This is a genomic window from Pseudomonas sp. rhizo25, from assembly GCF_031931935.1.
Taxonomy (GTDB): Bacteria; Pseudomonadota; Gammaproteobacteria; order Pseudomonadales; family Pseudomonadaceae; genus Aquipseudomonas; species Aquipseudomonas synxantha.
Genome location: NZ_JAUJXA010000001.1, coordinates 150193 through 176746 on the forward strand (window position 1 = coordinate 150193; position 26554 = coordinate 176746).

Genomic DNA, 26554 nt, shown 5'->3' on the forward strand with positions numbered 1-26554 from the left:
TGAATACCGGTCTTCAGGACAGGGAGATGGAACGCGACTGAGCAGCCCTGTATCGTGCAAGAACTTGCGCGACCCTGCCCGAAGCCTGCCTGAACCGACCAATGACCACGCCAACCCTCTGCCCCGCCTGCGGTGCCCGCAACGACTGCACCCTGGCCGACCCACGTACCGCCGACCAAGCCTGCTGGTGCTACAACGTCACCATCGACCCGGCGGTGCTTGAAGCCCTGCCTGATGAAGTGCGCAATCAAGCCTGCTTGTGCCCGCGCTGTGCCCACGTGGACGACCAGTTGCGTCAGCGCAATGCGCGTTGACCGTTTCCTCAGCAACCTGCCGCAGTTCAATCGCCAGCAAGTGCGCCTGCTGCTTGCGGAGCGCCGGGTGACCGTTGATGGCGTGGCGGTCAGCGATCCCCATCATGACGTGCGTGAATTCAGCCTGATCTGCGTTGATGACGCCGTACTGCAGGCGGGTAAACCGGCGCGCTATTTCATGCTGCACAAACCCCAGGGTTGCGTCAGCGCCACTTCGGACCCACAACACCCCACGGTCCTGGACTTGCTGGATGAACCGGACAAGGCCGAACTGCATATCGCCGGACGCCTGGACTTCAATACCACCGGCCTGATGCTGATCACCAACGACGGCCAGTGGTCGCGGCGCCTGACGCAACCACAGACCAAGTTGCCCAAGGTTTACTACGTGCAAACCGAGCAGGACATCGGCCCGGAGTACGCGGCGACGTTTGCCGCAGGTGTGTACTTCGCCTTCGAAGACCTCACCACCCAACCCGCCGAGCTTGAACGACTGAGTTCAAGAACGGCGCGGTTGAGCATCATCGAAGGACGCTACCATCAGGTGAAGCGCATGTTCGGGTATTTTGATAACAAGGTGATCGGACTGCATCGTGAGCGAATGGGGCCTTTGGTACTGGATGCGGCGCTGGCGCCGGGCCAATATCGGCCATTGACTGACGAAGAAATCCGACAAGTCTGACGACCGTTCAGCCGGTGATGGCCAAAAATCAGTCCTTAACCTTGCGACGTGCCGACTGTACTGCTTGAATCAGGGCATCAACCAGTTTTATGACTGACGAGTCACCCTATAACCTCCAAGAAACATTTTGCCTGGCCCGCCCTTGATCTACGGGCCTTCACGGCAAACAGCCCCCCCTAGCAATACCCGTCGGCCAGCCGTCATCGGACCGACAGGGGCCCTCATTTTCCAGGCGTATGCCTACCTGTCACAAAGCTCGTGCAGAGTGATCTGCGCGCACTACCCGCTTGCCAGGAGTCTTACGACATGAGGCCAGAAATCGCTGTGCTGGATATACAGGGGCAGTATCGGGTGTACACGGAGTTCTATCGCGCGGACGCAGCTGAAAAGACCATTGTCCTGGTCAATGGCTCCATGGCGACCACGGCGTCCTTCGCTCAAACCGTGAAAAGCCTGTACCCGCAATTCAATGTGGTTTTGTACGACCAGCCCTACGCTGGCCGCTCGAAAACCCATAATCGTCATGAGCAGATGCTGACCAAGGAAGTCGAAGGCCAGATCCTCTTGGAACTGCTCGACCATTTCGCCGCCGAGCACGTGCTGTCTTTCTCCTGGGGCGGCGCTGCCACTCTGGTCGCCCTGGCGCACCGGCCTCGCCGCGTGGAGAAAGCCGTGATCAGCTCATTCTCGCCAGTGATCAACGCCCCCATGCGTGACTACCTCGAACGCGGCGTCGACTACCTCGGCAACCTCGACCGCGACCGCGTCGGCCACTTGGTCAACAGCACCATCGGCAAACACTTGCCGTCGCTGTTCAAACGCTTCAACTACCGCCACGTCAGCAGCCTGGCCGAGCACGAATACGGGCAGATGCACTTCCACATCAGCCACGTGCTCAACAGCGACCGGCTGTGCTACCTCAAGGCGGCGAGACAGATCGACATTCCGGTGCTGTTCCTGAATGGTGAATGGGACGAATACACCAGCGCCGAAGATGCCAAGCTGTTTGGCCAGCATGTGGCCAAGAGCAGCTTCAGCACTATCCAGGCGACGGGGCATTTCCTGGATATGGAGCATAAAGCGGCGTGTAGGGACAGCCGTGAGGCGGTGGTGGGCTTCTTGAAACCGGAGCGGCAGGTTAGCAGGTTGCGGTATCAGCAGGGTCATGCCCAGCAGGCGTTTGCCATCTGAAATGAAGGCTGACGGGAACGGATTGGGGTGCGAAGCAGATCCACTGTCTGTAGGAGCGCTTCGCACTCCAGCGTGAGCGAGCGCCCTCGCCACATGCAACTCGCACATTTTTCGAAGAAAAACTTCAAATCCTGGCGGACATCTGGTACAAAGTCAGCCGCTCTGAGCGGGTATAGTTTAGTGGCAAAACGAAAGCTTCCCAAGCTTTAGTTGAGGGTTCGATTCCCTCTACCCGCTCCACTCAGATTTTGCGCTTGCGTCGGGATGGTTCTGGCGCGAATGCATAAGAACCGGCCCTTGGTGGCCGGTTTTTTTATGGGTCATGGTACGCGGATCAGCTCAGGTTTAAGGGGCTTCCAGCCGGCCAGCGCGATCAACAGGGTCAGCACCTGGAAACCAATGATCAGCCCCACACAACCGGCCCAGCCCCAGCGCTCCCAGATCAGTGCCGGGACGATAGCGCCGCAGCTCCCCCCCAGATAATAACAGGTGAGATAGACCCCCACCGCCGCTGCCTTGTCGGCGCCAGCGGTGGTGGTGGTGAAGGCATTGGCAGTGGCTTGGGCGAGGAACACGCCGGTAGAACTGAGTGCCAGGCCCACCACAATGCACCAGAGGGAAGGCACCAGGGTCAGGGCCGAACCACAGACGCCCAAGATGGCGGCAACGCTCAGCAATTCGACATGCGGGCGGGCTTTACTGAGGCGGCCGGCAATGGGGATCACAACCAACGCTAACAGAAACACCATGTACAGCGTCCCCAAGGCGGCAGGCCCGAGGTTGAACGGCGGTAGGCCAAGGTACAAACCTGCGTAGGTAAAAGCAGCGACTTGCGAGAACAATACGCAAAAGCCTACGGCATAAGCGGCCAGCAACGGCTTGCGCCAAACGCCTGACGAAGCCGCCTGGACCTGCTGCGCCCGCGGGCGGTTGGCCGGCAGCAGAAACTGAATAAAACCGCCCACCATCAAGCTCAGTACCGTCAGCCACTCAAACGCTTCACGCCAGCCCACATATTCGGTCACCACCCCGGTGATGAAGCGCCCGCCAAGCCCTCCCAACACAGTGCCCGCCACGTAAAGGCTGGTGACTTCGGTCACTGTGCCGCCGCGCCAGCGATCGCCGATGTAGGCCACGCTGGAGGCAAACACAAACGGGATCAACATGCCCTCGACAAAGCGCCACACCAGCACTTGCGCGAAACTGTCAGCATAGGCCGTCATCAGCACCGGCCCGGCCAGCAGCAACGCCGCAGTCGAGATCACAATGTGCTGCTCGAAGTGCCGGGTCAGGCGGCTGACAAACGGCGCAGTCATCGCCACGGCCAGTGTGGTCACGGTAATACTCCATCCCGCGGTCTTGGCGCTGATATGAAATTGCGCGGCGAACACCTGCAGGATGCTCTGGGTGGCGTAGAGATTGAGAAACGCCGCGCAGCCACACAGGAACAGGGCAAGGCGGGCACAATGCAGGCGTGGTTTCATGAAACCTCTCGTTTTATTTTGTGAGGTCTTTATAGAATGCCGGGTAGCTCTTAAACCAATACCGAATTCCGACCGATTGATACCCAAGGACCAGGATGCTCGACCTACGCAAGCTGCGTTACTTTCTGACGGTCGCCGAAGAATTGCACTTCGGCCGCGCAGCCCTTCGCCTGCACCTGGCCCAGCCGCCGCTGACCCGGCAGATTTCCGCCCTTGAAGCCGAATTGGGGTTCAAGCTGTTTGATCGCACCAGCCGCACGGTCACCCTCACCGCCCCGGGACGTGCGTTCCTGCCCTACGCCAGGAGCGTGCTGGAACAGGTGGAGTTGGCGCAGGTGATCGCCGGTAAATTGGCTGCCGGCACGGCGGGTCAGCTGACATTGGGCTATGTCAGCTCAATCGCCTTGTCAGACCTGTTCAGCCGCGCCATCCAGGCCTTCGCCCAGCGCTTTCCCGATGTGCAACTGACCTTGGTGGAGTGCGCGTCCGGCAGCCTGGGCGCGCAGGTGGCGGATGGGCGCCTGGATATCGGCTTGAGCCGGCTGTTGCCAAAAAGCACTGATGTCCAGGCATTGTCACTAGGTGAAGAACGGCTGGTGGCAGCGGTCTCCAGCGAGAGCCCGTTGGCGAGCCAGGCGACGGTCAGCCTGGCGCAACTAAGCACTTACCCGCTGATTCTGTTTCCCGCTGACTATGGGTCAGGCTTGAACCAGTCCATCGAGCGACTTTACCGCCACCACGGCCATCCGCTGCGGCCTGGGCCGACCGGGCGGCAGATCACTTCGATCATCGCCCTGGTGGCGGCCGGACAGGGCGTGGCGCTCGTGCCGGACTGTACGCAGAGTCTGATGAACACAGGTGTGACCTATAGGCCAATGCAGGAAGTGGATGCGTGTGCACAATTGCTGGTACTGACCCCGGCATCAGCAAGAAGTGTGTTGGCGGATGCATTTCTTGGCGTACTCGAGCAGTCACTGCATACCCGTTAACCCCTGAAAACCCTTGCAATACCTCTCCACGGCGCCTTTTCTGCGCGCCCATACACTTCATTCAACGCCTACTGAAAACCGCACAGATTCCGCTGGTAGGTAAGTAAAGACTTATGGCAGTGACGAAACCACATGGGTGATGATGTCAGCTTGTCGACCTGGACCTCGGAAGCTTTGCGATGGTTGAAAGCAAACAGCACACGCCTAAACCAATCCTGCGCCAAGTGGTGGGCTGGGTGGTGGTTTTGCCGCTACTGGTTTCGTTTATAAGGCTGCCATTTCCCCTTGCATTGCTCCTTCAAACGGGAGCGCTTGTTGCGTCGGCTTATGGCGTAAAGCTCGCCTGGGGTCATGCAACCCGACGCGTAGCTGTATTCGCGTTGATTGTCACTCTGCTCAATGTCACTTCTTCGTTTATGTTGAGTACAGCCTCCGTGCTGATGGGGCTCTACTATATCTCCAGGCTTTACTGGTACCCGTACTATTCCAATTGGGTTTACTGGAACTTCTAGGCTGGCGAAGAATTTGACCGCAAGAAACGCAGTTTCCTCGCCGGCATCTGGCACTACAGTAGCGTTGTCCCCATTAACGCCCTTTCGAGGAGCCTGCTCGTGACTTACCAATACAAGCTCATGCCTTCCCCCGTCGGTGAACTGACCCTGGTGACGCGCAATGGCAGGCTCAGCGCCATCCTGTGGGAAGTGGAACGTGCCAACCGCGTGCGCCTAGGCGAATTGATCGAGGCCAACGACAACCCGGTGCTGTTGGAAACCGAGCGTCAATTGAGGGAGTACTTTGATGGAACGCGCAACCGGTTCGAGCTGGAACTGGACTTCACCGGCACCGACTTTCAAAAGCAAGTCTGGCAGGCCCTATTGACCATTCCGTTCGGCGAAACCCGCAGCTACAGCCAGATCGCCCAGCAGATCGGCAACCCGAAGGCCGTGCGCGCAGTAGGCGCCGCCAACGGGCGCAATCCGATCTCGATCATCGCGCCGTGCCACCGCGTAGTGGGTGCATCGGGCGGGCTGACCGGGTTTGCAGGAGGGCTTGAGGCCAAACAGTATCTATTGACCCTCGAAGATCGCGGCCAAATCAAAATGGCTTTCTGATCATAGGCCTGGTAAAGCCACGCGAACAAAAGCCCGATAGTCGAATAAACGCTCGAAACCCAACTTGCGATACAGCGGGACGGCGCCCTCCGACGCCTCGAGAAAGCAACGCAGGGCGCCCAGGCTCGACGCATGATGCAGGGCCTCTCGAATCAAACGCGTGGCATAACCTCTTCCACGCAAGTTAATAAGCGTGCCGACATCATTAAGCCGGGCCTCACCATTGCATAGAGACAAGGTCAACGAGCAGCTTACCTGCCCTTCGGCGCACAGGGTGAAGTGATACAGGCTTTCATCAGCGTCCAGGGCCCTCTGGTGCCGGGCCTGATAATGCGCAACCACTTCGGGTAGCATCGCGTACGCATTGCCAAGCGGAACGGCCCACTCATTCAAATCCCGTGTCAGGCGGACGTGCACATCGCCCTCACCCTCTGACGGTATAAGCGCTGACAATTGGAGGACCATTGCCGTGGTCTTTTCAGCGGGGTGAAAATCGAGCCCCGTGAGCACTTCGCCTAAGCCCTCGACCTTTTGCTCATGAATCACTAGGCGTACTTCAATCGGGGTGCGTCGGATCAGCTCGAGGGCAGCAGCCATTTCCTCACCCAATGGGGCGCTGCCCAGGCGAATGAACAGCAAATTCCACGGAAAATCATGCTCGTCGATAAAATAGGCATTGATGGCCGCGCAGTAGCGTCGGTGCGTCAGGCAGGTGGCGGCAAAATAGTGGTCCTCGGTCAGATGATAAAGCGTGACCAGGTCAAAGGCGGGATTGGCGTCCATGAGGCGGTATCCAGAAAAAAACCCAGTCTTGCCCTGGCCGTCCTGGGACGCCGTAGGTTCCTGCTTAAATACCTGGCAGAAAAACGCACAACTTTGTTCAAACGCTAAGTTGTAAAAAGAAATTTCGGCGACTGCCCGCGGTCAGAATTTTCATCACCCTTTTTGAGGAAAACGGTCATGAAATTCTCTGCAGTCTCCCAAACCCTGTCACGTTGGGCAGGCAGCCCCAAGACCTTCTACGCGGCAGTCGCGCTGATTCTCCTATGGAGCCTGAGCGGGCCGTACTTCCACTACAACGATACCTGGCAACTGATCATCAACACCTCGACCACCATCATCACCTTCCTGATGGTGTTTTTGATTCAGAACACGCAGAACCGTGATAACGACATCTTGCATATCAAGATCGATGAACTGTTGCGCGCATCCAAAGACGCACAGAATGCCGTGCTCAGCCTGGATGGCCTGGACCGCAAGGAACTCGAAAGACTGCGCAAGGAGTACCGCAGCATTGGCAGCAGCGACAAGGTGAGTTTGAACAGCAGTTGCGGGGCCGTGGCCGACGATGCAGCGCAGATCAAGACTGACTTGAACCAGGCCTGAAAAAAACGGCGGTTGGAGTGATCCAATCGCCGTTTTTTTATTTCACGTAAGGACCTCAGCCATCACCTTGATGCCCCTTGCCATAGGTCGATGCCAAGGCACGGGCTTTTTGCAGACGCTCTTCGAGCTTGGGCAGCGTTTCATCCACCAGTGCTTTTATTTCCGGCACATCCGACGCCGCACCTTCTTTCTTGAACAGGGCGATGGCGTCTTCGTTTTCCTTGACCTGCTGCGCGGTGTAGGCAGCGTCAAAGGAGTCGCCGTCCTTGAGTTCGGGCATCAGGGTTTCGGCTTTATCAACGATCTTTTCCCGAGGTGCTACCGGCAAGTCGAGCTTCTTGGCGATAGCTGCCAAGTGCTGGTTGGCCAGGGTACGTTCGTTAATGACCTCGATAGTGTAATCCTTGATCTCTTGGGATGAGGTCTTGGCGTGGGCCATGCGACTGGTTTCGATATCGGCCATGCCTTTGGCCGAAGCCTGCTCGATGAATTCGGCAGGCGACTGGGCGAAAGCATTGCTGGCGCCGAGGCCCAGCAGCATCGCGAAACTGGCGGTGCGTAACCGGATAGCCATGCGGCTCATGATGGGTTCCTCCAGGGCAAAAATAAGTGCGGGGAAAACACGCCCCGCCCTGAGTTCGAATTTTTTGCGCGGCAAAGGTTTAGAAAAAACCTGCCAGTGCGACGAACGGTCGTGGATGCTTCAGGCCGATTTATTGCCCAACAGGCCCGGCAGCGCGTGCGCCAAGGCATTGATGGCGAAGCCAATAAACATCACACCACAGAGCCGGGTGATGAGGATTTCATGACGCTGATACACCGTACGCACTCGCTGGGCACCGACCACGCCGATCAGAATCGCGTAGGCCAACAGGCCACCGATAAAGCTCAGGAAAATCAGCGACGGCAGCATCGACCAGGTCAGCAACTCTGCACGACTGGACAGCAACGCCGTGAAGGTCGCCACGGCAACCGGGTACGCCTTGGGGTTGGTCAGGCCGAACAGAATGCCATGCCAGAACGGATGCCGCGCCGCGCCCTGAGGCGCATCGCTGCTGCGGCGCTGGGTGCGGATTGCACGCCAGCCGAGCCAGAACAAATATACACCGCTGAGTACGCCCAATACATCGAACGCGCTGCTGCCGACTTCCCGCGCACCGACGATGGCAATCAGCGCCGTGCTGCACCACACCACATCGCCGAGCAAATGCCCACACAGGAAACCCGCCCCGGCACGTCGACCACGGGCAGCGCCGATGCCGAACACAGCCAAGACACCCGGCCCGGGGGTAATACCGTAGATAAAACCCGATGCAAGGACGGCGAGCAGCAAGGAGGGGGTCATAGGTAGGCTCTGACAGACGTGTGAAGGTGATTGATTCTGCATGTTTCAGCTCGGGGGGTAAAACTTCATTCCCGCATAAGGCTTGGCGCGACAGGCTTGCAGGCGCGAGGTCAAGTCGCCGACATGGGCCTCCAGTTTGTGGCCGTCGGGATCCAGGAAATAAAACGACGCGCCTTCGCTACGGTTGTCGCGCCACTCCTGCACACCAGCTGCCCGCAGGCGCTCGACCAGCGCGGCGAAATGAGTGGCGTCGGCGGTGAAGGCATAGTGGGTGTAGTCGGCTGCCGGCACGGGCGGTCGCATCGGGTCCAGTGACAGGCACAGCCACAGGCCGGGTAATGACAGGTAGGCACCGTTGTCCCAGGTGGCGTCAAGCTGGAGGTGCAACAACTCATGATAAAAACTGACGCTGCGCGGCACGTCGGTCACGGCCAGGGTCAGATGGTTAAAGCCGCTGAGCATGTAGATTTCCCGTGGTTATTGGTGACCGTCTGACAATACACTCCGCACCCGCCCAATCAACCACTGCAACCCCGAATCCCCACCCCGCCGCGCATGCCAGGCCAGCACAAAGGCAAAGGACGGAATATGAAACGGCGGCGGCACGGTGAGCAGATGCCGATGATCAATATTCGATAGCCCTCGAGACGACACCGTCAAGATCAGGTCCGTGCCCTCGATCAACTGCGGTGCCACGCCCCAATGCGGCAGGCTGATCGCCACATGCCGCCGTTCACGTATCGCGCGCAGGGCCCGTTCGATTTCCGGCGTGCCGCTGCCGCGCATCTCCAACAGCACATGGGGGCGCGCCAGGTAAGTCGGCAGGTCGAGCACGCCGCTGGGTGCAAGGCTGTGGCGGTCGACCAGGCAGGTGTAATGTTCTTCGAACAGAAGCGTTGTACGCAGTTCGACGGGCATATCGGGGAATACGCCAGCCGCCAGGTCGAGATCGCCATTGAGCACGCCGTCGACCATACCTTCACGGCTGGCGTGGATGATCTGCAGATCGATGCCAGGTGCTTCATGACGTAGGGCACGGACCAAGCTGGGCAGGATAATCGCCGCGCTGTAGTCCGACATCGCCATACGAAACCGGCGCTTGGCCGAAGCCGGGTCAAAACGATTCGGTGCCAGCAACGCCTGCACTTGGGCAAGGGCTTCGGTCAACGGCGCCGCCAGCTCCAGGGCACGGGGCGTCGGCACCAGGGTACCGCCCTGGCGCACCAGCAACGGGTCACCGAGCATATCGCGCAAGCGCGCCAACGCATGGCTGACTGCCGGCTGGCTCAGGTGCAGGCGCTCGGCAGCGCGGGTGACATGTTGCTCGCTGAGCAGGGCATCGAGGATCACCAGCAGATTCAGGTCGATGCGGCGCAGGTCATTCATCAGCTGCATGCTCGGCATAAGAATTTGGAATTTAAATTTGCGTGACGAATAACCTAGAGTCCAGCAAAACCTCTGGGAGATGTGAGATGACGACGTTGCATTGGCTGGGTTTGTTAGCGCTGGCGGTGATTGCCGGGGCGGTGGTGCCGTTTCAAAGCGCGATCAACGCCAACCTCGGGCGCGGGCTTGGGCATCCGTTGTGGGCCACCCTGGCGTCATTGCTGGTAAGCATCATCGTGCTGCTGCCGGTGATGGTGGCGCTGCGTTTACCGCTGCCGAGCCTGGCTTTTATCAGCAAGGCACCCTTGTGGATGTGGGCCGGCGGTGCGTTCGGCGTGTGTTTTATTTCGTTGGCGTTGATGCTGCTGCCCAAGCTGGGCGCATCGGGGTTTATTGCGTTGGCCATGGCCGGGCAGATTCTTGCGTCGTTACTGCTCGACCATTTTGGTCTGTTCGGCCTGGCGGAACGCCAACTGAATACGCCACGGGTGCTGGGGGCGGTGTTGTTGATCGGCGGCGTGGCGTTGATTCAATTCAGCGCCGCACCCGCCCGGGCGCTGGCAACTGCGAGTTGATCAGATCGAGCGCTTGTGCAACCTCAACGGCGCTCGGCAGCCAGGCGATTGATCTCGGCCTGCTCCACCACCGGCTGCGGCGCGCCATGGCTGGCGGCTTGCAACATCGCCCGGCCGACGGTCTCGGTGCTTACCACCCACGCCGGTTTTACCCGACGCACAAACGAGAGCACAGGCCCGAGCACGCTGTAGAAAGATTGGTACAGCGGCGTTTTCGAACGCACACCATGCAACGGCTGGATAACCCCCGGACGGAACAGGTACACCGCCTTGAACGGCAATCGCAGCAAGGCATTCTCGGTCTTGCCCTTGACCCGCGCCCACATCGACTTGCCCGCCTCGGAACTGTCCGTGCCGGCACCGGACACATAGATAAAGGTCATCTGCGGATTAAGCCGCGCCAGCGTACTGGCGGCGACCAGGGTCAGGTCATAGGTGAGGTGGGTGTACCGCGCTTCGTTCATGCCCGCCGAGGAAACGCCGAGGCAGAAGAAACACGCGTCAAAGCCTTGCAACAGGTTTTCCAGGGGTTGGAAATCCAGCATGTCACTGTGCAACACCTGGTGCAGCTTGCCGTGTTCCTGGGTCAGGGGCGTACGGCCGACGGCGACGACTTCCTGCACATCAGCCGCCAACAGGCATTCGCGCAGCACGCCCTGGCCGACCATGCCGGTGGCGCCGAATAACAGAACTCTCATTAGGGGACCTCAGCGGCAAGCCGCAAGCTTGCTCAAGTTAAACGCGTTCAGCGTGTAGCTTAACGCTTGCGGCTAAAGGCTGCCCCCTATCAAAACGCGCTACGGAAAATCTCTTCGATCTGCCGCTGATCCGCTCGCCGTGGATTGGTCAGCCCGCACGCGTCCTTCAACGCATTGGCAGCCAGGAGCGGGATATCCTGCAATTTGGCGCCAAGCTCGCGCAGGCCAGCGGGAATATCCACGTCCTGGGACAAGCGGCGAATCGCTGCGATGGCCGCCTGGGCCCCCTCTTCCACCGTAATGCCCTTGATATCCGCGCCAAGGGCACGGGCCACGTCGCTCAAGCGTTTGGCACTGACACTGGCATTGAAGCTCTGCACATGGGGCAATAACACCGCGTTGCACACGCCATGGGGCAAGTCGTACAAACCGCCCAACTGGTGAGCCATGGCATGCACAAAACCCAGGGACGCGTTATTGAAGGCCATGCCGGCGAGAAACTGCGCGTAGGCCATGTTTTCCCGTGCCGCCATGTCACTGCCATCGCGCACCGCCAAGCGCAGGTTGGCGCTGATCAGCTCGATGGCCTTGATGGCGCAGGCGTCGGTGATCGGCGTAGCAGCGGTAGACACATAGGCTTCGATGGCGTGGGTCAGCGCATCCATGCCGGTGGCAGCGGTGAGCCCCTTGGGCATGCCGACCATCAGCGCCGGGTCATTGACCGACAGCAGGGGCGTAACGTTGCGATCAACAATGGCCATTTTCACGTGGCGGGTTTCGTCGGTGATGATGCAGAACCGTGTCATCTCGCTGGCAGTGCCGGCGGTGGTGTTGATAGCTACGAGCGGCAGTTGTGGCTTGCTCGATTGGTCGACGCCTTCGTAATCGCCGATACGCCCGCCGTTGGTGGCGCACAGCGCGATGCCCTTGGCGCAGTCATGGGGCGAGCCGCCGCCCAGGGACAGCACAAAATCGCAGGCATTTTGCTGCAGCAATGCCAGGCCCTTCTCGACGTTTTCCACCGTGGGGTTGGGTCTGGCACCGTCATAGATCGCCGAATCGATATCCTGCATCGCCAGCTTCTCGGCGATCATGCTGGCCATGCCGGCTTTGGCCAGGCCGGCATCGGTGACAATCAAGGCTTTACGAAAGCCATAATTGCGAATGGCGATCATGGCTTCGTCGAGGCAGTCGCTGCCCATGATGTTGACGGCGGGGATGAAGAACGTGCTGCTCATGGTCAATCCTCAGAGGCTTTATGCCCACAGAATCAACCTGTACCGCATGGCGCATCTTGATCAGGATCAACGTCGGCTCGTGATAAAGTCACCACCCAGCCGATTTCGAGTAGACCCGCCGCAATGAAGGATTTCCAGGATATTGACGCCCACCTTGAAGACTGGAGCGCCCTGCGCGCTGCCCTCGACTTCAGCGGGATTCTGATCGGCAACGGTGCCAGTCGGACGATTTGGGAAGACTTCTCCTACGACTCGCTGTTCGAAAACGCCCGCACCGTTGAAGAAAAACCCCTGAGCCAATCCGAACTCAGCGTATTTGACGCCCTGCAAACCCGCAGCTTCGAACAAGCCCTGGGCGCCTTGAAGACCACCAGCCGGGTCAACAAGGCCCTGGCGGTGAGTTCGGCGGCGCCGCGTAACCGTTACTACGCGATCAAGGAAGCGCTGATCAACACCATTCATGCCGTACACATTCCCTGGCGCCTGGTGCAGCCGTCGACGCTGACGACGATCAACGCTGAATTGGCCAACTACGCCACCGTCTTCACCAGCAACTACGACTTGCTCAACTACTGGGCGATCCTGCACACGCCGGGCATTGATGACCTGTTCCGCAGCGCCGACTCAAGCTTCGACCTGCGCAATACCCATACCGATACCACGCGCATCCTCTACCTGCACGGCGGCCTGCACCTGGTGCGCAACCTCGATGGCACGGCGCGCAAGCTGCCGTCCACCGACAGCACCTTGCTCAGCAGCTTTGCGATCAACAACACGATCAAGACCCTGGACGATGTGCCGCTGTTCGTCAGTGAAGGCAAGGTAGAAGAGAAGCTCAAGAGCATCCGCAGCTCGGATTACCTGTCGTTCTGTTATGAGCAATTGCTGAGCCATGAAGGCGCGTTGTGCATCTTCGGCCATGACTTGGGGCCGCAGGATAAACACCTGGTGGATGCAATTCGCCAAGCCAGCATCAGCACCCTGGCGATCTCGGTGTCGGGGCGCAGCGATGGGTTTATCCGTCAGCAGAAGCGGCGGTATTTGGAATTGTTCGAGGGCAGTGGCGCAACGCTGAGGTTCTTCGTAGCACGCACCCATCCGCTGGGTAACCCGACGCTTTCAGTCCCGGTCGAACGCTGATCCAGTGAACAAAGAAAATCAACTGTGGGAGGGGGCTTGCTCCCGATGGCAGAGCGTCAGCTACAGATGAGCTGACTGATCCACCGCCATCGGGAGCAAGCCCCCTCCCACACTGACTGCATTTCAGGTTGCGGCAAGCGTCACTCCTCCGAACTGTGCACCACCACCAGCAACTGCGCCTGCACCTCTCCCACCGAACGAAGGCGGTGGGGCTTCTGCGCATTGAAATGCAAAGCGTCACCACGCTCCAGCAACACCCGCTCGTTCATGAAATCCACTTCCACCCGGCCTTCATGCACGAACAGAAACTCCTCCCCCAAATGCTCCTTGAAGGTCTTGTCGGTGAATTGGGCCGGAGGGTAGATGATGAAAGGCAGCAGGCTGCGCTCGCTGACTTGATGGGCCAGCACCGCATAGCCCGGCGAGGTGTCGGGCCGTTCGTGGCTGCGCACCAGGCTGTAGCTGTCGAGGCTGACCTTGTCTTCACTGAACAGCTCTTCGACCTTCACGTTCAACGCCTTGGCCAATTTCAACGCAGCGGCAATGGAGGGCGTGTTGAGCCCGCGCTCCACTTTCGACAGATAACTCTTGGTCATCCCGGATTTTTCAGCCAGGGCTTCCAGGGTCACGCCAAGTTTTTTTCTCAATAATTTCAAACGGATAGACATTTGCTGCGGTTAATCCCTGCAGAAAGCGATGAGCCGTGCTTGCCAATGACACAAAGTGTCATATAGCATTATTCGTGTCATTTGCATTCACCTAACGACCTTGCGAGCAGCGGGCGAGCAGCAAATCCGACGTCCATTGAACTACCCAAAGGACACCGATATGGCCAAGACATTAGCACTCCCAAAAGACCAACTGGTCAAGCAAGCCCTGAGCCAGATGCAAAACAATCTGGCGGATAATACGTGGACCGACCGGCAAAAGCTGGCGCTGACCTGCCGAATCCTGTTCGAGCACGGTCACGATTCCGGCCTGGCGGGGCAGATCACCGCGCGCGGGCCCACCCCTGGCACCTACTACACCCAGCAGCTGGGCCTGGGTTTTGACGAAATCACCGCCAGCAACCTGCTGCTGGTCAACGAAGATCTTGAAGTGTTGGAAGGCCATGGCATTCCCAACCCGGCCAACCGTTTTCATACCTGGGTGTACCGCGGCCGGCCGGATGTAAACTGCATCATCCATACGCACCCGACGCACATTGCCGCGCTGTCGATGCTGGAAGTGCCGCTGCAGGTGTCACACATGGACCTCTGCCCGCTGTACGAAGACTGCGCCTTCCTGCAAGCCTGGCCCGGCGTGCCGGTGGGCAATGAAGAAGGGGAAATCATCACCACGGCCCTGGGCGACAAGCGCGCCATCCTGCTCTCGCACCACGGTCAGTTGTCCACGGGCGCCAGCATCGAAGAGGCTTGCGTCATCGCACAGTTGATCGAACGTGCGGCCAAGTTGCAGTTGCTGGCGATGGCCGCAGGCACCGTCAAGCCGATCCTGCCGGAGTTGGGGCGCGAGGCCCATGACTGGATCTCCAAGCCCAAGCGCCACGGCGCCGCGTTCAACTATTACGCCCGGCAGAACCTGCGCAAGCATGCCGATTGCCTGAACTGATTGCCCCTTTCTGACCGGAGTTTACCCATGTCAAACCCAACTATTCACGGCATCATCGGCTATACCATCACCCCGTTCAGCGCCGACGGCCAGCGTATTGACCTCGACGCCCTCGGGCGCTCCATCGACCGCCTGATCGACAGCGGCGTCCACGCCATCGCGCCCTTGGGCAGCACCGGCGAAGGCGCCTACCTGAGCGACGCGGAGTGGGACGAAGTCAGCGCCTACAGCATCAAGAAAGTCGCCAAGCGTGTGCCGACCATTGTCAGCGTGTCCGACCTGACCACCGCCAAGGCCGTGCGCCGGGCACGCTATGCCGAAGCCCAAGGCGCCGATGTGGTGATGGTACTGCCCGCCTCGTACTGGAAACTCAGCGACGCGGAAATCCTCGCCCACTACGCCGCGATTGGCGACAGCATCGGCGTACCGATCATGCTCTACAACAACCCGGCCACCAGCGGCACCGACATGTCGGTGGAGCTGATCCTGCGCATCCTCAAGCAGGTCGACAACGTGACCATGGTCAAGGAGAGCACCGGCGATATCCAGCGCATGCACCAGCTGAAACTCCTGAGTGACGTGCCGTTCTACAACGGTTGCAACCCGCTGGCCCTGGAGGCTTTCGCCGCCGGTGCCAAAGGCTGGTGCACCGCAGCGCCGAACCTGATCCCCCAACTCAACCTGGATTTGTACCAGGCAGTGCTGGCCAATGACTTGAACCAGGCGCGGGAACTGTTCTACCGGCAGTTGCCGCTGCTGCAATTCATTCTCAAGGGTGGGTTGCCGGCGACGATCAAGGCCGGGCTGCGCTTGACCGGGTTGGAGGTGGGGGATCCTCGGTTGCCGGTATTCCCGCTGGGTGAAGCCGGGATCGAGCAGTTGAAGACATTGCTGCGCTGACACTAAGCAAATGTGAGAGGGGGCTTGCCCCCGATAGCGGTGTATCAGCCATAAATGTGGTGGCTGACACTCTGCTATCGGGAGCAAGCCCCCTCCCACATTTAGCCGAGCAAATTCTTTAAATAGAGACAAATGACAATAATTCTCGATATCATTCGCGACTTTTCCACGTCGTGCTTCGTCAAGAAGGATATCCATGTCTCGTCCCAAGCCCGACCCGTCGTCGGCCGATGCCTGTCGCGGGTTTTATGCAGATATTCTGTATTTCCTGCGTAAACGCACGGACAACGCCAGCGACGCGGCGGACATGACCCAGGATGTCTTTACCCAATGGCTTGGCTACCGCGACCGGGCCAAGGTCGAACAGCCACGGGCGTTTCTGTTCCAGATGGCGCGCAACCTGCTGCGCGATCACTGGCGCAAACAGAAGGTACGGCAGACCGTCCACTCTGACCCCGCCGAAATGGATGCCGAGCCGGTCACCGATGAGCAGCACGACCCCATGGCCGCCGCCCTGCGCCTGCAACGCCTGGAACAGTTGAAAGAAGTCCTCGCCGAACTCTCGCCCCGCCGGCGAGAAGCCCTTATGCTGCACCGCTTCGAAGGCCTGAGTCAGGCGCAGATCGCCGAGCGCATGGGCATTTCCACCAGCATGGTAGAAAAGCACATCGCCTTTGCCCTGCTGCATTGCAAGCGGCGCCTTCAACCCGACCCCGGCACGGAGCAGCCAGAATGAACCGCCTGAGCGACATCGACGCCCTGGACATCGAAGCAAGTGACTCCATCGACGCCCAAGCCGCCAGCTGGTTTGCACGCAACGGCAACGAGGCGAGCCGCGCCGACCGCAAAGCCTTTGCCGCCTGGCAGGCCGTGCCTGCGCACGCGCGCGCCTATGCCGAATTCGAACAGCTGTGGGCCGACCTCGCCCAATTGCAGCAACTGAACAAACCCATGCCACTGCCCCAGCGCGAGCCCAGCCTCTGGCGCCCTGCCCTGGCGGTGGCCGCTGCCCTGCTCTGCGCGGTGCTGGCGACGCCTCTCGGCGCGCCCCGCGAGCTGTATCACACCCAGATCGCCACCCAGGCCAAGGGCATGCGTATGTTGAACCTGCCCGATGGCAGCACCTTGTATGTGAATGCCAACACCCGCATCCGTGTGGACTTCAACGCCCACCAACGCATCCTGCACCTGGACAAGGGCCAGCTGTATATCGAAGTGGCCGCCGACAAGGAGCGCCCACTCTACGTACAGGCCGGCGAGTCGAACGTACGGGTGGTGGGCACCGGGTTTGATGTGCGCCGCGGCCAACAGCAACTGGTGGTCAGTGTTGCCCATGGCCAAGTGGCGTTCGAAACGGATGGCAAAAGCCCGGTCACCCTGCTCGGCACCCGACAACGCGCCGCTTACAACTACGCCAAGGGCACCTTGCAACAACAAACCCTCAGCGCCGAAGAAGTAGCCGATTGGCGCAGCGGACACTTATCGTTTCGTAATCGCGAGCTGGCCGGCCTGATCGACGAATTGAGCTTGTACCGGCCCCAACAACCGTTGCAGGTCAACAAGGCCGTTGCCCAACTCAAGGTGTCGGGCAACCTTGACGTGAATGACCCGGACGCCCTGCTCAGCGCCCTGCCCGCGTTGTTGCCGGTGAAAACCGTAGTGTCGGCCGATGGCATTGTGAGAATCGAGCCAAGCAAATAGCCTGCATAATCCACACATGAGAATATTTTGCATTCGCATGTGTGGTTTTTTTTGCCTGCCCCGTCTTCCTCCTGTCTGCGTTTGATACGCACACCTTTTTGGCTACTTAGCCGCACCGGGGGATTTCATGTTTCGCGCGCCTTGCCACGCTTCGCACCTGTTTCTTCGACCGACGCTCATCGCTGCCTGCCTGGCCTTCAGCCTCAGCGCCCAGGCCGAGTCGTTCAAGCTGCAACTGCCGGCCCAGTCGCTGGCCACGTCCCTGAGCCAGGTGGCGCAACAGGCGCAAATCCAGCTGCTGTTCGATGAAAGCCTGCTCAAGAACCTGCAGGCGCCGGCACTCAACGGTGACTACACAGCGGAAGCGGCGATCCGCTCCCTGCTCAAGAATGGCGACTTCACCCTGATCAAGGTCGGCAGCACCTATGTCGTGCGCCCGGATGAGGGCAAGACCACCCAAAGCGGCGCGATCCAGCTGGACACGTTGAGCGTGATCGGCACCGGCAACGAAGTGAACTCCAGCACGGTCAACCGCTCCACCCTGACCCAGGCCGATATCGACCGCTACCAGTCCAATAACATCCCGAGCCTGTTGCAGACCCTACCCGGCGTCAGCCAGGGCGGCTCGCTGAAACCCGGCGGCCAGACCATCAACATCCGTGGTTTCGGTGATGCCGAAGACGTACCGCTGACCGTGGACGGCGCCACCAAGACTGGCTTCGAGCGCTACCAGCAAGGCACTGTATTTATCGAGCCTGAGCTGATCAAGCGCATCGAAGTGGAAAAAGGCCCGAACTCGCCGTTCACCGGCAATGGCGGTTTCGGCGGCACGGTCAACATGATCACCAAGGACGCCCCGGACCTGCTCAAGGACGGTCGCAATAGCGGCGCGATGCTCAAATACGGCTACTCCAGCAATGACCATGAACAGGTCTACAGCGGTGCGGTGTATGGCCGTACTGACGATGGTCGCTTCGACGCCCTGGCCTACCTGACCCAACGGGACGGCGGCGATATGAAGGTGGCCGCCAAGTTGCCCAACGAGAACAACCAATACCCCATCAACCCCCAGCGCCTGCCCAACAGCGCCCAGGATGTGGACGGCAAGTTGTTCAAGGTCAACGCACATTTCACCGATGAGCACAGTGTCGGCCTGTCGTACTCACGTTCCCATAGCAACCGCTGGACGCCGTTTTCCGCAGCGAGCTATCCGACGCCGCCCACCCAGTTCAACATCGACCGCTACGGCTACGAAGGTGCGTTGAAGCGTTTCCTGGCCCACCGTGACACGGTCGACACCACTTGGTCGGGCAAGTACGAATACCAGCCCCTGGATAACCCGCTGGTGGACTTGACCATCAAGTATTCCCAGTCCGACACCGAGCAGACCGACGAGCGTGACGCCACCGCGTTTTTCCAGCTGGCCACCGGCGGGCGCAAGATGGACACGTCCTATACCGACAAGAACCTCGATATCCGTAACGTCAGCCTGTTCGATACCGGCCCCTTGCAGCATGCGGTGACGGTCGGCGGGCAGATCCGCAAACACATCCGCGAAACCGAAATGTGGATGCCCGGCACCACCTACAACACAGCGCGCTACAACTACGGGCACTTCCAGCCGGGCTTCATGCCCCACGGCAAGGTCGACACCAACAGCTTCTTTATCCAGGACGCGGTGACTATCGGCGACGTGACAATTACGCCGTCCCTGCGCTACGACCATGTGCGCAACCGCGGCGAAGGCAACGATGCGCCCTATTACAACAACCCCGACCCGGCCGTTGGCCACGACTACAGCGACCGCACCTACACAGGCTGGTCGCCACGCCTGGCGCTGTTCTGGACCGTGACGCCGAACGTCGGGCTGTTCGCCAACTGGAGCCAGACCTGGCGTGCGCCGGTGATCGACGAACAATATGAAGTCCAGGGCCTGGGCAGCCGTACCGCCACCAGCGTGGACCTGGACCCGGAACGCATCACCTCGATCACCCTGGGCAACATCACCAGCTTCGACAACCTGATCGCTCAGGACGACAACCTGCAACTGCGTACCACCCTGTTCCACAACAAAGTCGAAGACGAAATCTTCAAGGCCACCGGCGTGGGTTGCCAGAACCAGGCCATCAACGGCGGCAGTATTTCCTCGGCTTGCCCACCGGGGCCGATGTCCAACTACCGCAATATCGGTGGCATGACCATCAAGGGCGTCGAGCTGGAGTCGATCTATAACTCCACCTACCTGTTTGGCTCGGTGTCGTTCGCCTATGCCAAGGGCCAGCACCAAGGCGCCTACACCAACCCGTGGGGCCCTGATGTGGCAGCACGGGATATCCCGCCGACCAAATGGGTGCTGGTCTTGGGCACCCACATTCCCGCCTGGGATGCCCAGGTGGGCTGGATGGGCCAATTCATCGGCGCCACCGACCGCCTGCCCAGTGATAAATACTCCGGTGGCCCGGGCTCCGGTGTGGGTGACTTGTTCTTCGACCAGTACGGTAACAAGCGCTACAAAACCCAGGGCCTGTTCGCCAAATGGGCCCCGCAGCAGGCGTACCTCAAAGGCACCGAGGTCAACTTCACCGTGGACAACCTGTTCAACGAAAACTTCCGCCCGGCCTTGAGCGGCGACCGCGCCTACACCAAGGGCCGCGATGCGAAGATCAGCGTGACGCGGTTCTTCTGATCGCTGAACCTGTAGGAGCGAGCTTGCTCGCGAAAATCGCCAACGCTGACACGAGGGCACCTGATGCCCCGAAGCGTCCTTATGTTTTTCGCGAGCAAGCTCGCTCCTACAAAAACTCTGTATTCAGGCCAGGTAGCCATCCCCGCGCAGCAGGGTTTCCAGGCAGTGTTCCGTGATGTGGTAGAACGCCTTGAGCTCCTGGATTTTCACCAATAGCTGCCCGTTGTCAAAAGGCTGCGCACGCTTGACCGCAAGAATCATCTTGTTCTTGTTGGTGTGCTCCAGCGAGATGAACTCAAACACCTTGGTCTCATAGCCGCAGGCTTCGAGGAACAACGCGCGCAAGCTGTCGGTGACCATCTCCGCCTGCTGGCCCAGGTGCAGGCCATATTGCAGCATCGGCTTGAGCAGCGCCGGGCTCTGGATCTGCAGCCGAATCTGCTTGTGGCAGCAGGGCGAGCACATGATGATCGACGCACCGGAACGGATGCCGGTGTGAATCGCATAATCAGTGGCAATGTCACAGGCATGCAGGGCGATCATTACGTCCAGCTCACTCGGTGCCACGCTGCGCACATCCCCGCATTTGAACACCAGCCCCGGGTGTTCAAGGCGGGCGGCGGCGCTGTTGCACAGGGTGACCATGTCTTCGCGCAATTCAACGCCGGTGACCTCGCCCTCAGCCTTGAGGGTATTGCGCAGGTAGTCGTGGATGGCGAAGGTCAGGTAGCCCTTGCCCGAACCGAAATCGGCAACGCGCACCGGCTGGTCAAGCTTCAACGGCGACGACGTCAGCGCATGGCTGAACACTTCGATGAACTTGTTGATCTGCTTCCACTTGCGCGACATCGATGGGATCAGCGCCTGCTTGGCGTCGGTCACACCGAGGTCGGCGAGGAACGGCCGGCTCAGGTCGAGGAAACGGTTCTTTTCACGGTTATGCTCGGCCGACGGCGCCTCGCGCAGTTGCTGCGGCTTGCTTTTGAACAGCGAGCTTTTGTTCTTCTTGCTGTATTCCAACTGGGCTTCGTCGGTCAGCGACAGCAAGTGCGCGTTCTTGAATGACGCAGGCAACAGCTCGGCAATCGCCGCCACGCCGTCGGCCGAGGGGAAATTCTTGGTGATGTCGCGGGTCTTGTAGCGGTACACGAAGGACAGGCACGGCTGGTCTTTGACGGTGACCGGCTTGATGATCAGCCGTTGCAGCTCGGCTTCCTCACCGACGTACTTGGCCAGCACCAGCTTGATAAAGGCGTTTTGCGCAAGGCTTGCGCTCAGCAATTGGATGAACTGGGCGTGATGATCCGGCGCAGGGTTGGCGGGTTGAGCGGTGACGGACATGAACAAAAACGCCTCGGGCAAAGAATGCCGGGCATTTTAGGGGGGATAACCCTCAACGGCACGGAGTTATTTGACCAATGGTCAGTTCCAGCAGCCACAGTAGATCCAAATGTGGGAGGGGGCTTGCCCCCGATTGCAGTGTGTCAGCCAACAGATTCATTGACTGGTGCACCGCCATCGGGAGCAAGCCCCCTCCCACATTTGGAACTGAGTTGGCCGGGCTATTCGAGTACCACCAGGCGATTGGGCAGCTCATTGCGCGTTTGCGTCACCGGCACATGCACCTTGAGCAACTCGCCGCACGCCTCGATGCACGCAATAAACCCGGCCAGCGTCTGCCCCTGTTTCACCTGCTGGGTGAACGTCTTGACGATGGCGTCCCAACTGCTGTCATCCAGGCGTTTGGAAATGCCGTCATCGACGAGGATCTCGACGTAGCGTTCCGCCTCGCTGACAAATATCAGCACGCCAGTGCTGCCCAGCGTGTGGTGCAGGTTCTGCTCCAGAAACTGCCGACGCGCCAGGTTAGAGGCGCGCCAGTGGCGTACGGAGCGGGGAATCAGGCGGGTGGTGACCTTGGGCAAGCGAAACACTAGGCACAACACAATAAACGTCGTCCATTGCGCCAGCAGCAAGGTGTACATGGTCAGGTAGCCCGACAAATAATGCACCACGCCCGGTACCACCAACGCGATCAGGCTGGCCCACAGCAACGGGATGTAGGCGTAGTCGTCGGCACGCGCCGCCAGCACGGTCACCAGTTCTGCGTCGGTGTTTTTTTCGACCCGGGCAATTGCTTCGGCGACTTGGCGCTGCTCATGTTCAGTCAGTAATGCCATGGTTGTAGATGCTCTTTTCTCGTTATTGTCATTACCAGCCGCCCGAAGCCCCGCCACCGCCGAAGCCACCACCGCCGCCACGGAAACCACCGCCACCGCCGCCCCCACCGCCGCCGCGGCCGCTGCTGCTGAGAATGGCCAGCAGAATAGCGCCCACCGGCAGGCCCATGCGATTGCACAGCCACAACACGCCGATCAGCAGGATAAACAAACCGATGGAGAACCCTGGATTATCCTTGGCGAAATTCGCATCCGCCACATGAGCTGGCACTGCCAAGGGTTCACCGCCCGCCACCTGGATCATCGCCGCCACGCCGTCGCTGATGCCCTGGCTGAAGTTGCCGGCCTTGAACTTGGGCAAGATCACCTGATTGATGATCACCCAGGATTGCGCATCCGTCAGCACACCTTCCAGGCCGTAACCGACTTCGATGCGCACTTTGCGGTCATCACGGGAGACGATCAGCAGCGCGCCGTTATCCTTGCCCTTCTGGCCAATGCCCCACTGGCGACCCAGTTGATAACCGTAGTCTTCAATGGGCACGCCCTGCAGGTCGGGCACAGTAACCACCACAAGCTGGTCGCCCGAGGTTTGCTCCAGCGCCTGCAACTGCTGGGTCAGTTGCTCGCGCACCGCCGGGTCGATCATCTGCGCGCTGTCCACCACACGCCCGCTCAGCGCCGGGAAGGTCAACGCTGCCTGGGCCACGCCCACGCAAGCCAACAGCCACAACGCCAGGCCTATCCGTAATAAACGCATCGACACCTCAGTGTGGCCTTATTTGAACTTCACTTGCGGTGCTTTATCGGCATCGGCACTGGTGGCTTCAAACGTGGCGCGGATCGGCAGGTCGCTGTACATCACGGTGTGCCACAGGCGGCCAGGGAAGGTGCGGATTTCGGTGTTGTAGGCTTGCACGGCCTGGATGAAATCACGACGAGCCACGGCGATCCGGTTCTCGGTGCCTTCAAGCTGAGACTGCAAGGCCAGGAAGTTCTGGTTGGCCTTGAGGTCCGGGTAACGCTCGGAAACCACCATCAAGCGGCTGAGTGCACCGCTCAGGCCATCCTGGGCTTGCTGGAACTGCTTGAGTTTTTCCGGGTTGTCCAGGGTGCTGGCATCCACCTGGATCGAGGTGGCCTTGGCCCGCGCTTCAATCACCGCGGTCAGGGTGTCTTGTTCATGGGCGGCGTAGCCCTTGACCACTTCCACCAGATTGGGGATCAGGTCGGCACGGCGCTGGTACTGGTTCTGCACCTGGCCCCAGGCTGCCTTGGCCTGTTCGTCCAGGGTCGGGATATTGTTGATGCCGCAACCGCTCAGCACGGTGCTGATCAGTAACAACGCCGCAGCCTTGAAGCCCCAGCGGTAAGTTTGTGCTGCTTGCATGGTGTTTCTCCTGCCCGATCTCGATGGAATTTGATGACTAACCCTACAAACGACGCGCTTGGGGCATAATCCGCCACCACTGGCATGCATCGAGCCAATCAGCTACAAAGATGCCCAGCGCGAAAAAGAGTTCAGAGTGTGCTGCATTTATCTGAACAACACCCGAACAACAATAGACGCTCCCCACATTTTGGCCGATCAGCGTTATCGCTGTGCAGTGAGCCGAAAAAGGATATTCATGAAGAAGCTGTGTTTGCTCGGCCTTGTTGCCACTCTGGCCACCCACCCCGTCTGGGCAGAAACAAAGCCTGCTGCGCTTAAAGACAAGGACGCCTTCGTCAGCGACCTGCTCAAGCAAATGACCCTGGATGAAAAGATCGGCCAATTGCGCCTGATCAGCATCGGCCCGGAAATGCCCCGGGAACTGATCCGCCAGGAAATCGCCGCCGGCCGCATCGGTGGCACGTTCAACTCCATCACCCGCCCGGAAAACCGTCCGATGCAGGACGCGGCCATGCGCAGCCGCTTGAAGATCCCGATGTTCTTCGCCTACGACGTGATCCACGGCCACCGTACGATTTTCCCGATCAGCCTGGCCCTGGCCTCCAGCTGGGACATGGACGCCATCGGCCGCTCCGGGCGCATCGCCGCCCAGGAAGCCGCTGCCGACAGCCTCGACATTACCTTTGCGCCGATGGTCGATATCTCCCGCGACCCACGCTGGGGCCGCACCTCCGAAGGGTTCGGGGAAGACACCTACCTGGTCTCGCGCATTGCCGAAGTCATGGTCAAGGCGTTCCAGGGCACCAGCCCCGCGAATGCCGACAGCCTGATGGCCAGCGTCAAGCACTTCGCCCTGTACGGCGCGGTGGAAGGCGGGCGCGACTACAACGTGGTCGACATGAGCCCGGTCAAGATGTACCAGGACTACCTGCCGCCCTACCACGCGGCAATCAAGGCCGGTTCCGGCGGCGTGATGGTGGCGTTAAACTCGATCAACGGCGTGCCCGCCACCGCCAACACCTGGCTGATGAACGACCTGCTGCGCAGAGACTGGGGCTTCAAGGGCCTGACCGTCAGCGACCACGGCGCAATCTTCGAGCTGATCAAGCACGGCGTGGCCAAGGACGGGCGCGAAGCCGCCAAGCTGGCGATCAAGGCCGGCATCGACATGAGCATGAACGACTCGCTGTACGGCAAGGAATTGCCCGGGCTGCTCAAGTCCGGAGAGATTGAGCAGAGCGACATCGACAACGCCGTGCGCGAAGTGCTCGGCGCCAAGTACGACATGGGCCTGTTCAAGGACCCGTACCTGCGCATCGGCAAGGCCGAGGATGACCCGGTCGACACCTACGCCGACAGCCGCCTGCACCGCGCCGAGGCCCGGGATATCGCACGCCGTAGCCTGGTGTTGCTGAAAAACCACAACGAAACCCTGCCGCTGAAAAAATCCGCGACCATCGCCCTGGTCGGCCCGCTGGCCAAGGCCCCTATCGACATGATGGGCAGTTGGGCCGCTGCCGGCCGGCCTGCGCAATCGGTGACCCTGCTCGACGGCCTGAACGCGGTGATCGGCGAGAAAGGCAAAGTGATCTATGCCCGCGGTGCCAATATCACCGGCGACAAGGCAGTGCTCGACTACCTCAACTTCCTCAACTTTGATGCCCCGGAAGTGGTGGATGACCCGCGCCCTGCCCAAGTGCTGATCGACGAAGCAGTGAAAGCGGCGAAGAACGCCGACGTGATCGTCGCGGCGGTGGGCGAGTCCCGTGGCATGTCCCACGAGTCGTCGAGCCGCACCGACCTGAACATCCCGCAAAGCCAGCGCGACCTGATCAAGGCCCTGAAAGCTACCGGCAAACCGTTGGTTTTGGTGCTGATGAACGGCCGTCCGCTGTCGATCCTCGATGAGAGCCAGCAGGCCGACGCGATCCTGGAAACCTGGTTCGCCGGCACCGAAGGCGGCAACGCCATCGCCGACGTGCTGTTCGGTGACTACAACCCGTCGGGCAAGCTGCCGATCACCTTCCCGCGTTCGGTGGGGCAGATTCCCACCTACTACAACCACCTGACCATTGGCCGGCCGTTCACCCCAGGCAAGCCGGGCAACTACACCTCGCAGTACTTCGATGACACCACAGGTCCGCTGTTTCCATTTGGCTATGGCCTGAGCTACACCACGTTCAGCCTGGCGGACATGGCGCTGTCGTCCACCACCCTGAACAAGACCGGCAAGCTCGACGCCAGCGTCACGGTGAAGAACACCGGCAAGGTCGATGGCGAAACCGTGGTGCAGTTGTATATCCAGGACGTGGCCGGCTCGATGATCCGCCCGATCAAGGAGCTGAAGAACTTCCAGAAGGTCATGCTCAAAGCCGGTGAAGAACGCACGCTGCACTTCACCATCACCGAGGAGGACTTGAAGTTCTACAACGCCCAACTCAAGTTCGCGGCGGAACCGGGTGAGTTCAATGTGCAGATCGGGCTGGATTCCCAGGATGTGCAGCAACAGACCTTTGAACTGCTCTAACGCCTGACGCGGTCAA

Annotated in this window: 28 protein-coding genes and 1 tRNA gene; 16 read left to right on the forward strand and 13 right to left on the reverse strand. The window is 59.9% G+C overall.

Annotated elements, in window-relative coordinates; genetic code table 11:
* Nucleotides 1-101 precede the first annotated feature (101 nt).
* The 4 genes from QZR30_RS00715 (at nucleotide 102) to QZR30_RS00730 (ending at nucleotide 2427) form a co-directional block, all read left to right on the forward strand.
* A complete protein-coding gene (locus tag QZR30_RS00715) occupies nucleotides 102-314 on the forward strand; it encodes a cysteine-rich CWC family protein (RefSeq protein ID WP_046071402.1) in 213 nt (70 codons plus the stop codon).
* Nucleotides 304-996 carry a 16S rRNA pseudouridine(516) synthase gene (locus QZR30_RS00720; protein ID WP_046071401.1) on the forward strand — a complete coding sequence of 231 codons (693 nt, stop codon included), beginning with the start codon at nucleotides 304-306 and terminating at the stop codon, nucleotides 994-996. Before QZR30_RS00715 ends, QZR30_RS00720 begins: the two co-directional genes overlap by 11 nt.
* Before the next feature lie 306 nt (nucleotides 997-1302).
* Complete coding sequence (locus QZR30_RS00725) at nucleotides 1303-2187, forward strand: alpha/beta fold hydrolase (protein ID WP_311902845.1); 885 nt, start codon at nucleotides 1303-1305, stop codon at nucleotides 2185-2187.
* A gap of 166 nt (nucleotides 2188-2353) precedes the next feature.
* Nucleotides 2354-2427, forward strand: a tRNA-Gly gene (locus QZR30_RS00730).
* Nucleotides 2428-2507: 80 nt separating this feature from the next.
* On the opposite strand, the gene QZR30_RS00735 is transcribed toward QZR30_RS00730, so the two are convergent.
* Nucleotides 2508-3671 (reverse strand): MFS transporter, encoded by a 1164-nt coding sequence (locus tag QZR30_RS00735; RefSeq protein WP_311902846.1) that lies wholly within the window; start codon nucleotides 3669-3671, stop codon nucleotides 2508-2510.
* Nucleotides 3672-3766: 95 nt separating this feature from the next.
* On the opposite strand from QZR30_RS00735, the gene QZR30_RS00740 reads away from it, so the two are divergent.
* The 3 genes from QZR30_RS00740 (at nucleotide 3767) to QZR30_RS00750 (ending at nucleotide 5772) form a co-directional block, all read left to right on the forward strand.
* Nucleotides 3767-4660, forward strand: a complete 894-nt coding sequence (locus QZR30_RS00740) for a LysR family transcriptional regulator (protein WP_311902847.1) — start codon at nucleotides 3767-3769, stop codon at nucleotides 4658-4660.
* Between the two features lie 179 nt (nucleotides 4661-4839).
* A complete protein-coding gene (locus QZR30_RS00745) occupies nucleotides 4840-5172 on the forward strand; it encodes a hypothetical protein (protein WP_274358125.1) in 333 nt (110 codons plus the stop codon).
* A gap of 99 nt (nucleotides 5173-5271) precedes the next feature.
* Nucleotides 5272-5772 carry a methylated-DNA--[protein]-cysteine S-methyltransferase gene (locus QZR30_RS00750; protein ID WP_274358124.1) on the forward strand — a complete coding sequence of 167 codons (501 nt, stop codon included), beginning with the start codon at nucleotides 5272-5274 and terminating at the stop codon, nucleotides 5770-5772.
* Here the strand turns inward: QZR30_RS00750 and QZR30_RS00755 are convergent, their stop codons facing one another.
* Nucleotides 5773-6555 carry a GNAT family N-acetyltransferase gene (locus QZR30_RS00755; RefSeq protein ID WP_311902848.1) on the reverse strand — a complete coding sequence of 261 codons (783 nt, stop codon included), beginning with the start codon at nucleotides 6553-6555 and terminating at the stop codon, nucleotides 5773-5775. It lies immediately after the preceding gene.
* Between the two features lie 177 nt (nucleotides 6556-6732).
* On the opposite strand from QZR30_RS00755, the gene QZR30_RS00760 reads away from it, so the two are divergent.
* Nucleotides 6733-7158 (forward strand): low affinity iron permease family protein, encoded by a 426-nt coding sequence (locus QZR30_RS00760; RefSeq protein ID WP_059397099.1) that lies wholly within the window; start codon nucleotides 6733-6735, stop codon nucleotides 7156-7158.
* A 55-nt stretch (nucleotides 7159-7213) separates the two neighbouring features.
* Here the strand turns inward: QZR30_RS00760 and QZR30_RS00765 are convergent, their stop codons facing one another.
* From QZR30_RS00765 to QZR30_RS00780, 4 genes are all read right to left on the reverse strand, one after another.
* On the reverse strand, nucleotides 7214-7741 hold the full coding sequence (locus QZR30_RS00765) for a DUF4142 domain-containing protein (protein WP_005785958.1): 528 nt from the start codon (nucleotides 7739-7741) through the stop codon (nucleotides 7214-7216).
* A 120-nt stretch (nucleotides 7742-7861) separates the two neighbouring features.
* Nucleotides 7862-8503, reverse strand: coding sequence for a LysE family translocator (locus QZR30_RS00770; RefSeq protein ID WP_046071393.1), 642 nt, complete (start codon nucleotides 8501-8503; stop codon nucleotides 7862-7864).
* A gap of 45 nt (nucleotides 8504-8548) precedes the next feature.
* Entirely contained in the window at nucleotides 8549-8965 is a 417-nt protein-coding gene (fos, locus tag QZR30_RS00775; RefSeq protein WP_046071392.1) for a fosfomycin resistance glutathione transferase, read from the reverse strand.
* Nucleotides 8966-8980: 15 nt separating this feature from the next.
* Complete coding sequence (locus QZR30_RS00780; RefSeq protein WP_442967485.1) at nucleotides 8981-9898, reverse strand: LysR substrate-binding domain-containing protein; 918 nt, start codon at nucleotides 9896-9898, stop codon at nucleotides 8981-8983.
* Nucleotides 9899-9975: 77 nt separating this feature from the next.
* Between QZR30_RS00780 and QZR30_RS00785 the strand changes: the two genes are divergently transcribed.
* Nucleotides 9976-10464 carry a DMT family transporter gene (locus QZR30_RS00785; protein WP_059397102.1) on the forward strand — a complete coding sequence of 163 codons (489 nt, stop codon included), beginning with the start codon at nucleotides 9976-9978 and terminating at the stop codon, nucleotides 10462-10464.
* Nucleotides 10465-10487: 23 nt separating this feature from the next.
* On the opposite strand, the gene QZR30_RS00790 is transcribed toward QZR30_RS00785, so the two are convergent.
* Together QZR30_RS00790 and yiaY are read right to left on the reverse strand one after the other, a co-directional pair.
* The gene (locus QZR30_RS00790; RefSeq protein WP_046071389.1) at nucleotides 10488-11162 is read right to left on the reverse strand and encodes an NAD(P)H-binding protein; all 675 of its coding nucleotides are present in this window, start codon (nucleotides 11160-11162) and stop codon (nucleotides 10488-10490) included.
* 89 nt (nucleotides 11163-11251) lie between these two features.
* A complete protein-coding gene (gene yiaY, locus QZR30_RS00795; RefSeq protein WP_046071388.1) occupies nucleotides 11252-12400 on the reverse strand; it encodes an L-threonine dehydrogenase in 1149 nt (382 codons plus the stop codon).
* Nucleotides 12401-12523: 123 nt separating this feature from the next.
* On the opposite strand from yiaY, the gene QZR30_RS00800 reads away from it, so the two are divergent.
* Nucleotides 12524-13540, forward strand: coding sequence for a DUF4917 family protein (locus QZR30_RS00800; RefSeq protein WP_046071387.1), 1017 nt, complete (start codon nucleotides 12524-12526; stop codon nucleotides 13538-13540).
* Nucleotides 13541-13680: 140 nt separating this feature from the next.
* Here QZR30_RS00800 and QZR30_RS00805 read toward each other — a convergent pair whose 3' ends face one another.
* Nucleotides 13681-14208 (reverse strand): helix-turn-helix domain-containing protein, encoded by a 528-nt coding sequence (locus QZR30_RS00805; protein ID WP_043046345.1) that lies wholly within the window; start codon nucleotides 14206-14208, stop codon nucleotides 13681-13683.
* Between the two features lie 160 nt (nucleotides 14209-14368).
* On the opposite strand from QZR30_RS00805, the gene QZR30_RS00810 reads away from it, so the two are divergent.
* The 5 genes from QZR30_RS00810 (at nucleotide 14369) to QZR30_RS00830 (ending at nucleotide 20438) form a co-directional block, all read left to right on the forward strand.
* The gene (locus tag QZR30_RS00810; protein WP_046071386.1) at nucleotides 14369-15151 is read left to right on the forward strand and encodes an aldolase; all 783 of its coding nucleotides are present in this window, start codon (nucleotides 14369-14371) and stop codon (nucleotides 15149-15151) included.
* Between the two features lie 27 nt (nucleotides 15152-15178).
* Nucleotides 15179-16051 carry a dihydrodipicolinate synthase family protein gene (locus QZR30_RS00815; RefSeq protein ID WP_046071385.1) on the forward strand — a complete coding sequence of 291 codons (873 nt, stop codon included), beginning with the start codon at nucleotides 15179-15181 and terminating at the stop codon, nucleotides 16049-16051.
* Between the two features lie 196 nt (nucleotides 16052-16247).
* Entirely contained in the window at nucleotides 16248-16787 is a 540-nt protein-coding gene (locus QZR30_RS00820; RefSeq protein WP_046071384.1) for an RNA polymerase sigma factor, read from the forward strand.
* The gene (locus QZR30_RS00825) at nucleotides 16784-17752 is read left to right on the forward strand and encodes a FecR family protein (RefSeq protein WP_046071383.1); all 969 of its coding nucleotides are present in this window, start codon (nucleotides 16784-16786) and stop codon (nucleotides 17750-17752) included. The genes QZR30_RS00820 and QZR30_RS00825 overlap by 4 nt, the downstream gene beginning before the upstream one ends.
* A gap of 127 nt (nucleotides 17753-17879) precedes the next feature.
* Complete coding sequence (locus QZR30_RS00830) at nucleotides 17880-20438, forward strand: TonB-dependent receptor (protein WP_311902850.1); 2559 nt, start codon at nucleotides 17880-17882, stop codon at nucleotides 20436-20438.
* 123 nt (nucleotides 20439-20561) lie between these two features.
* Here QZR30_RS00830 and QZR30_RS00835 read toward each other — a convergent pair whose 3' ends face one another.
* The 4 genes from QZR30_RS00835 to QZR30_RS00850 all read right to left on the reverse strand — a co-directional run bounded on the left by QZR30_RS00835 (nucleotide 20562) and on the right by QZR30_RS00850 (nucleotide 24008).
* The gene (locus QZR30_RS00835; protein ID WP_311902851.1) at nucleotides 20562-21779 is read right to left on the reverse strand and encodes a class I SAM-dependent methyltransferase; all 1218 of its coding nucleotides are present in this window, start codon (nucleotides 21777-21779) and stop codon (nucleotides 20562-20564) included.
* 221 nt (nucleotides 21780-22000) lie between these two features.
* Entirely contained in the window at nucleotides 22001-22618 is a 618-nt protein-coding gene (locus QZR30_RS00840; RefSeq protein ID WP_046071380.1) for a TPM domain-containing protein, read from the reverse strand.
* 31 nt (nucleotides 22619-22649) lie between these two features.
* Nucleotides 22650-23378 carry a TPM domain-containing protein gene (locus tag QZR30_RS00845; RefSeq protein ID WP_046071379.1) on the reverse strand — a complete coding sequence of 243 codons (729 nt, stop codon included), beginning with the start codon at nucleotides 23376-23378 and terminating at the stop codon, nucleotides 22650-22652.
* Nucleotides 23379-23396: 18 nt separating this feature from the next.
* Complete coding sequence (locus QZR30_RS00850; protein WP_046071378.1) at nucleotides 23397-24008, reverse strand: LemA family protein; 612 nt, start codon at nucleotides 24006-24008, stop codon at nucleotides 23397-23399.
* 238 nt (nucleotides 24009-24246) lie between these two features.
* Here QZR30_RS00850 and bglX point away from each other — a divergent pair, with 238 nt between their 5' ends.
* Nucleotides 24247-26538 carry a beta-glucosidase BglX gene (bglX, locus tag QZR30_RS00855; protein ID WP_068966576.1) on the forward strand — a complete coding sequence of 764 codons (2292 nt, stop codon included), beginning with the start codon at nucleotides 24247-24249 and terminating at the stop codon, nucleotides 26536-26538.
* Nucleotides 26539-26554 lie beyond the last annotated feature (16 nt).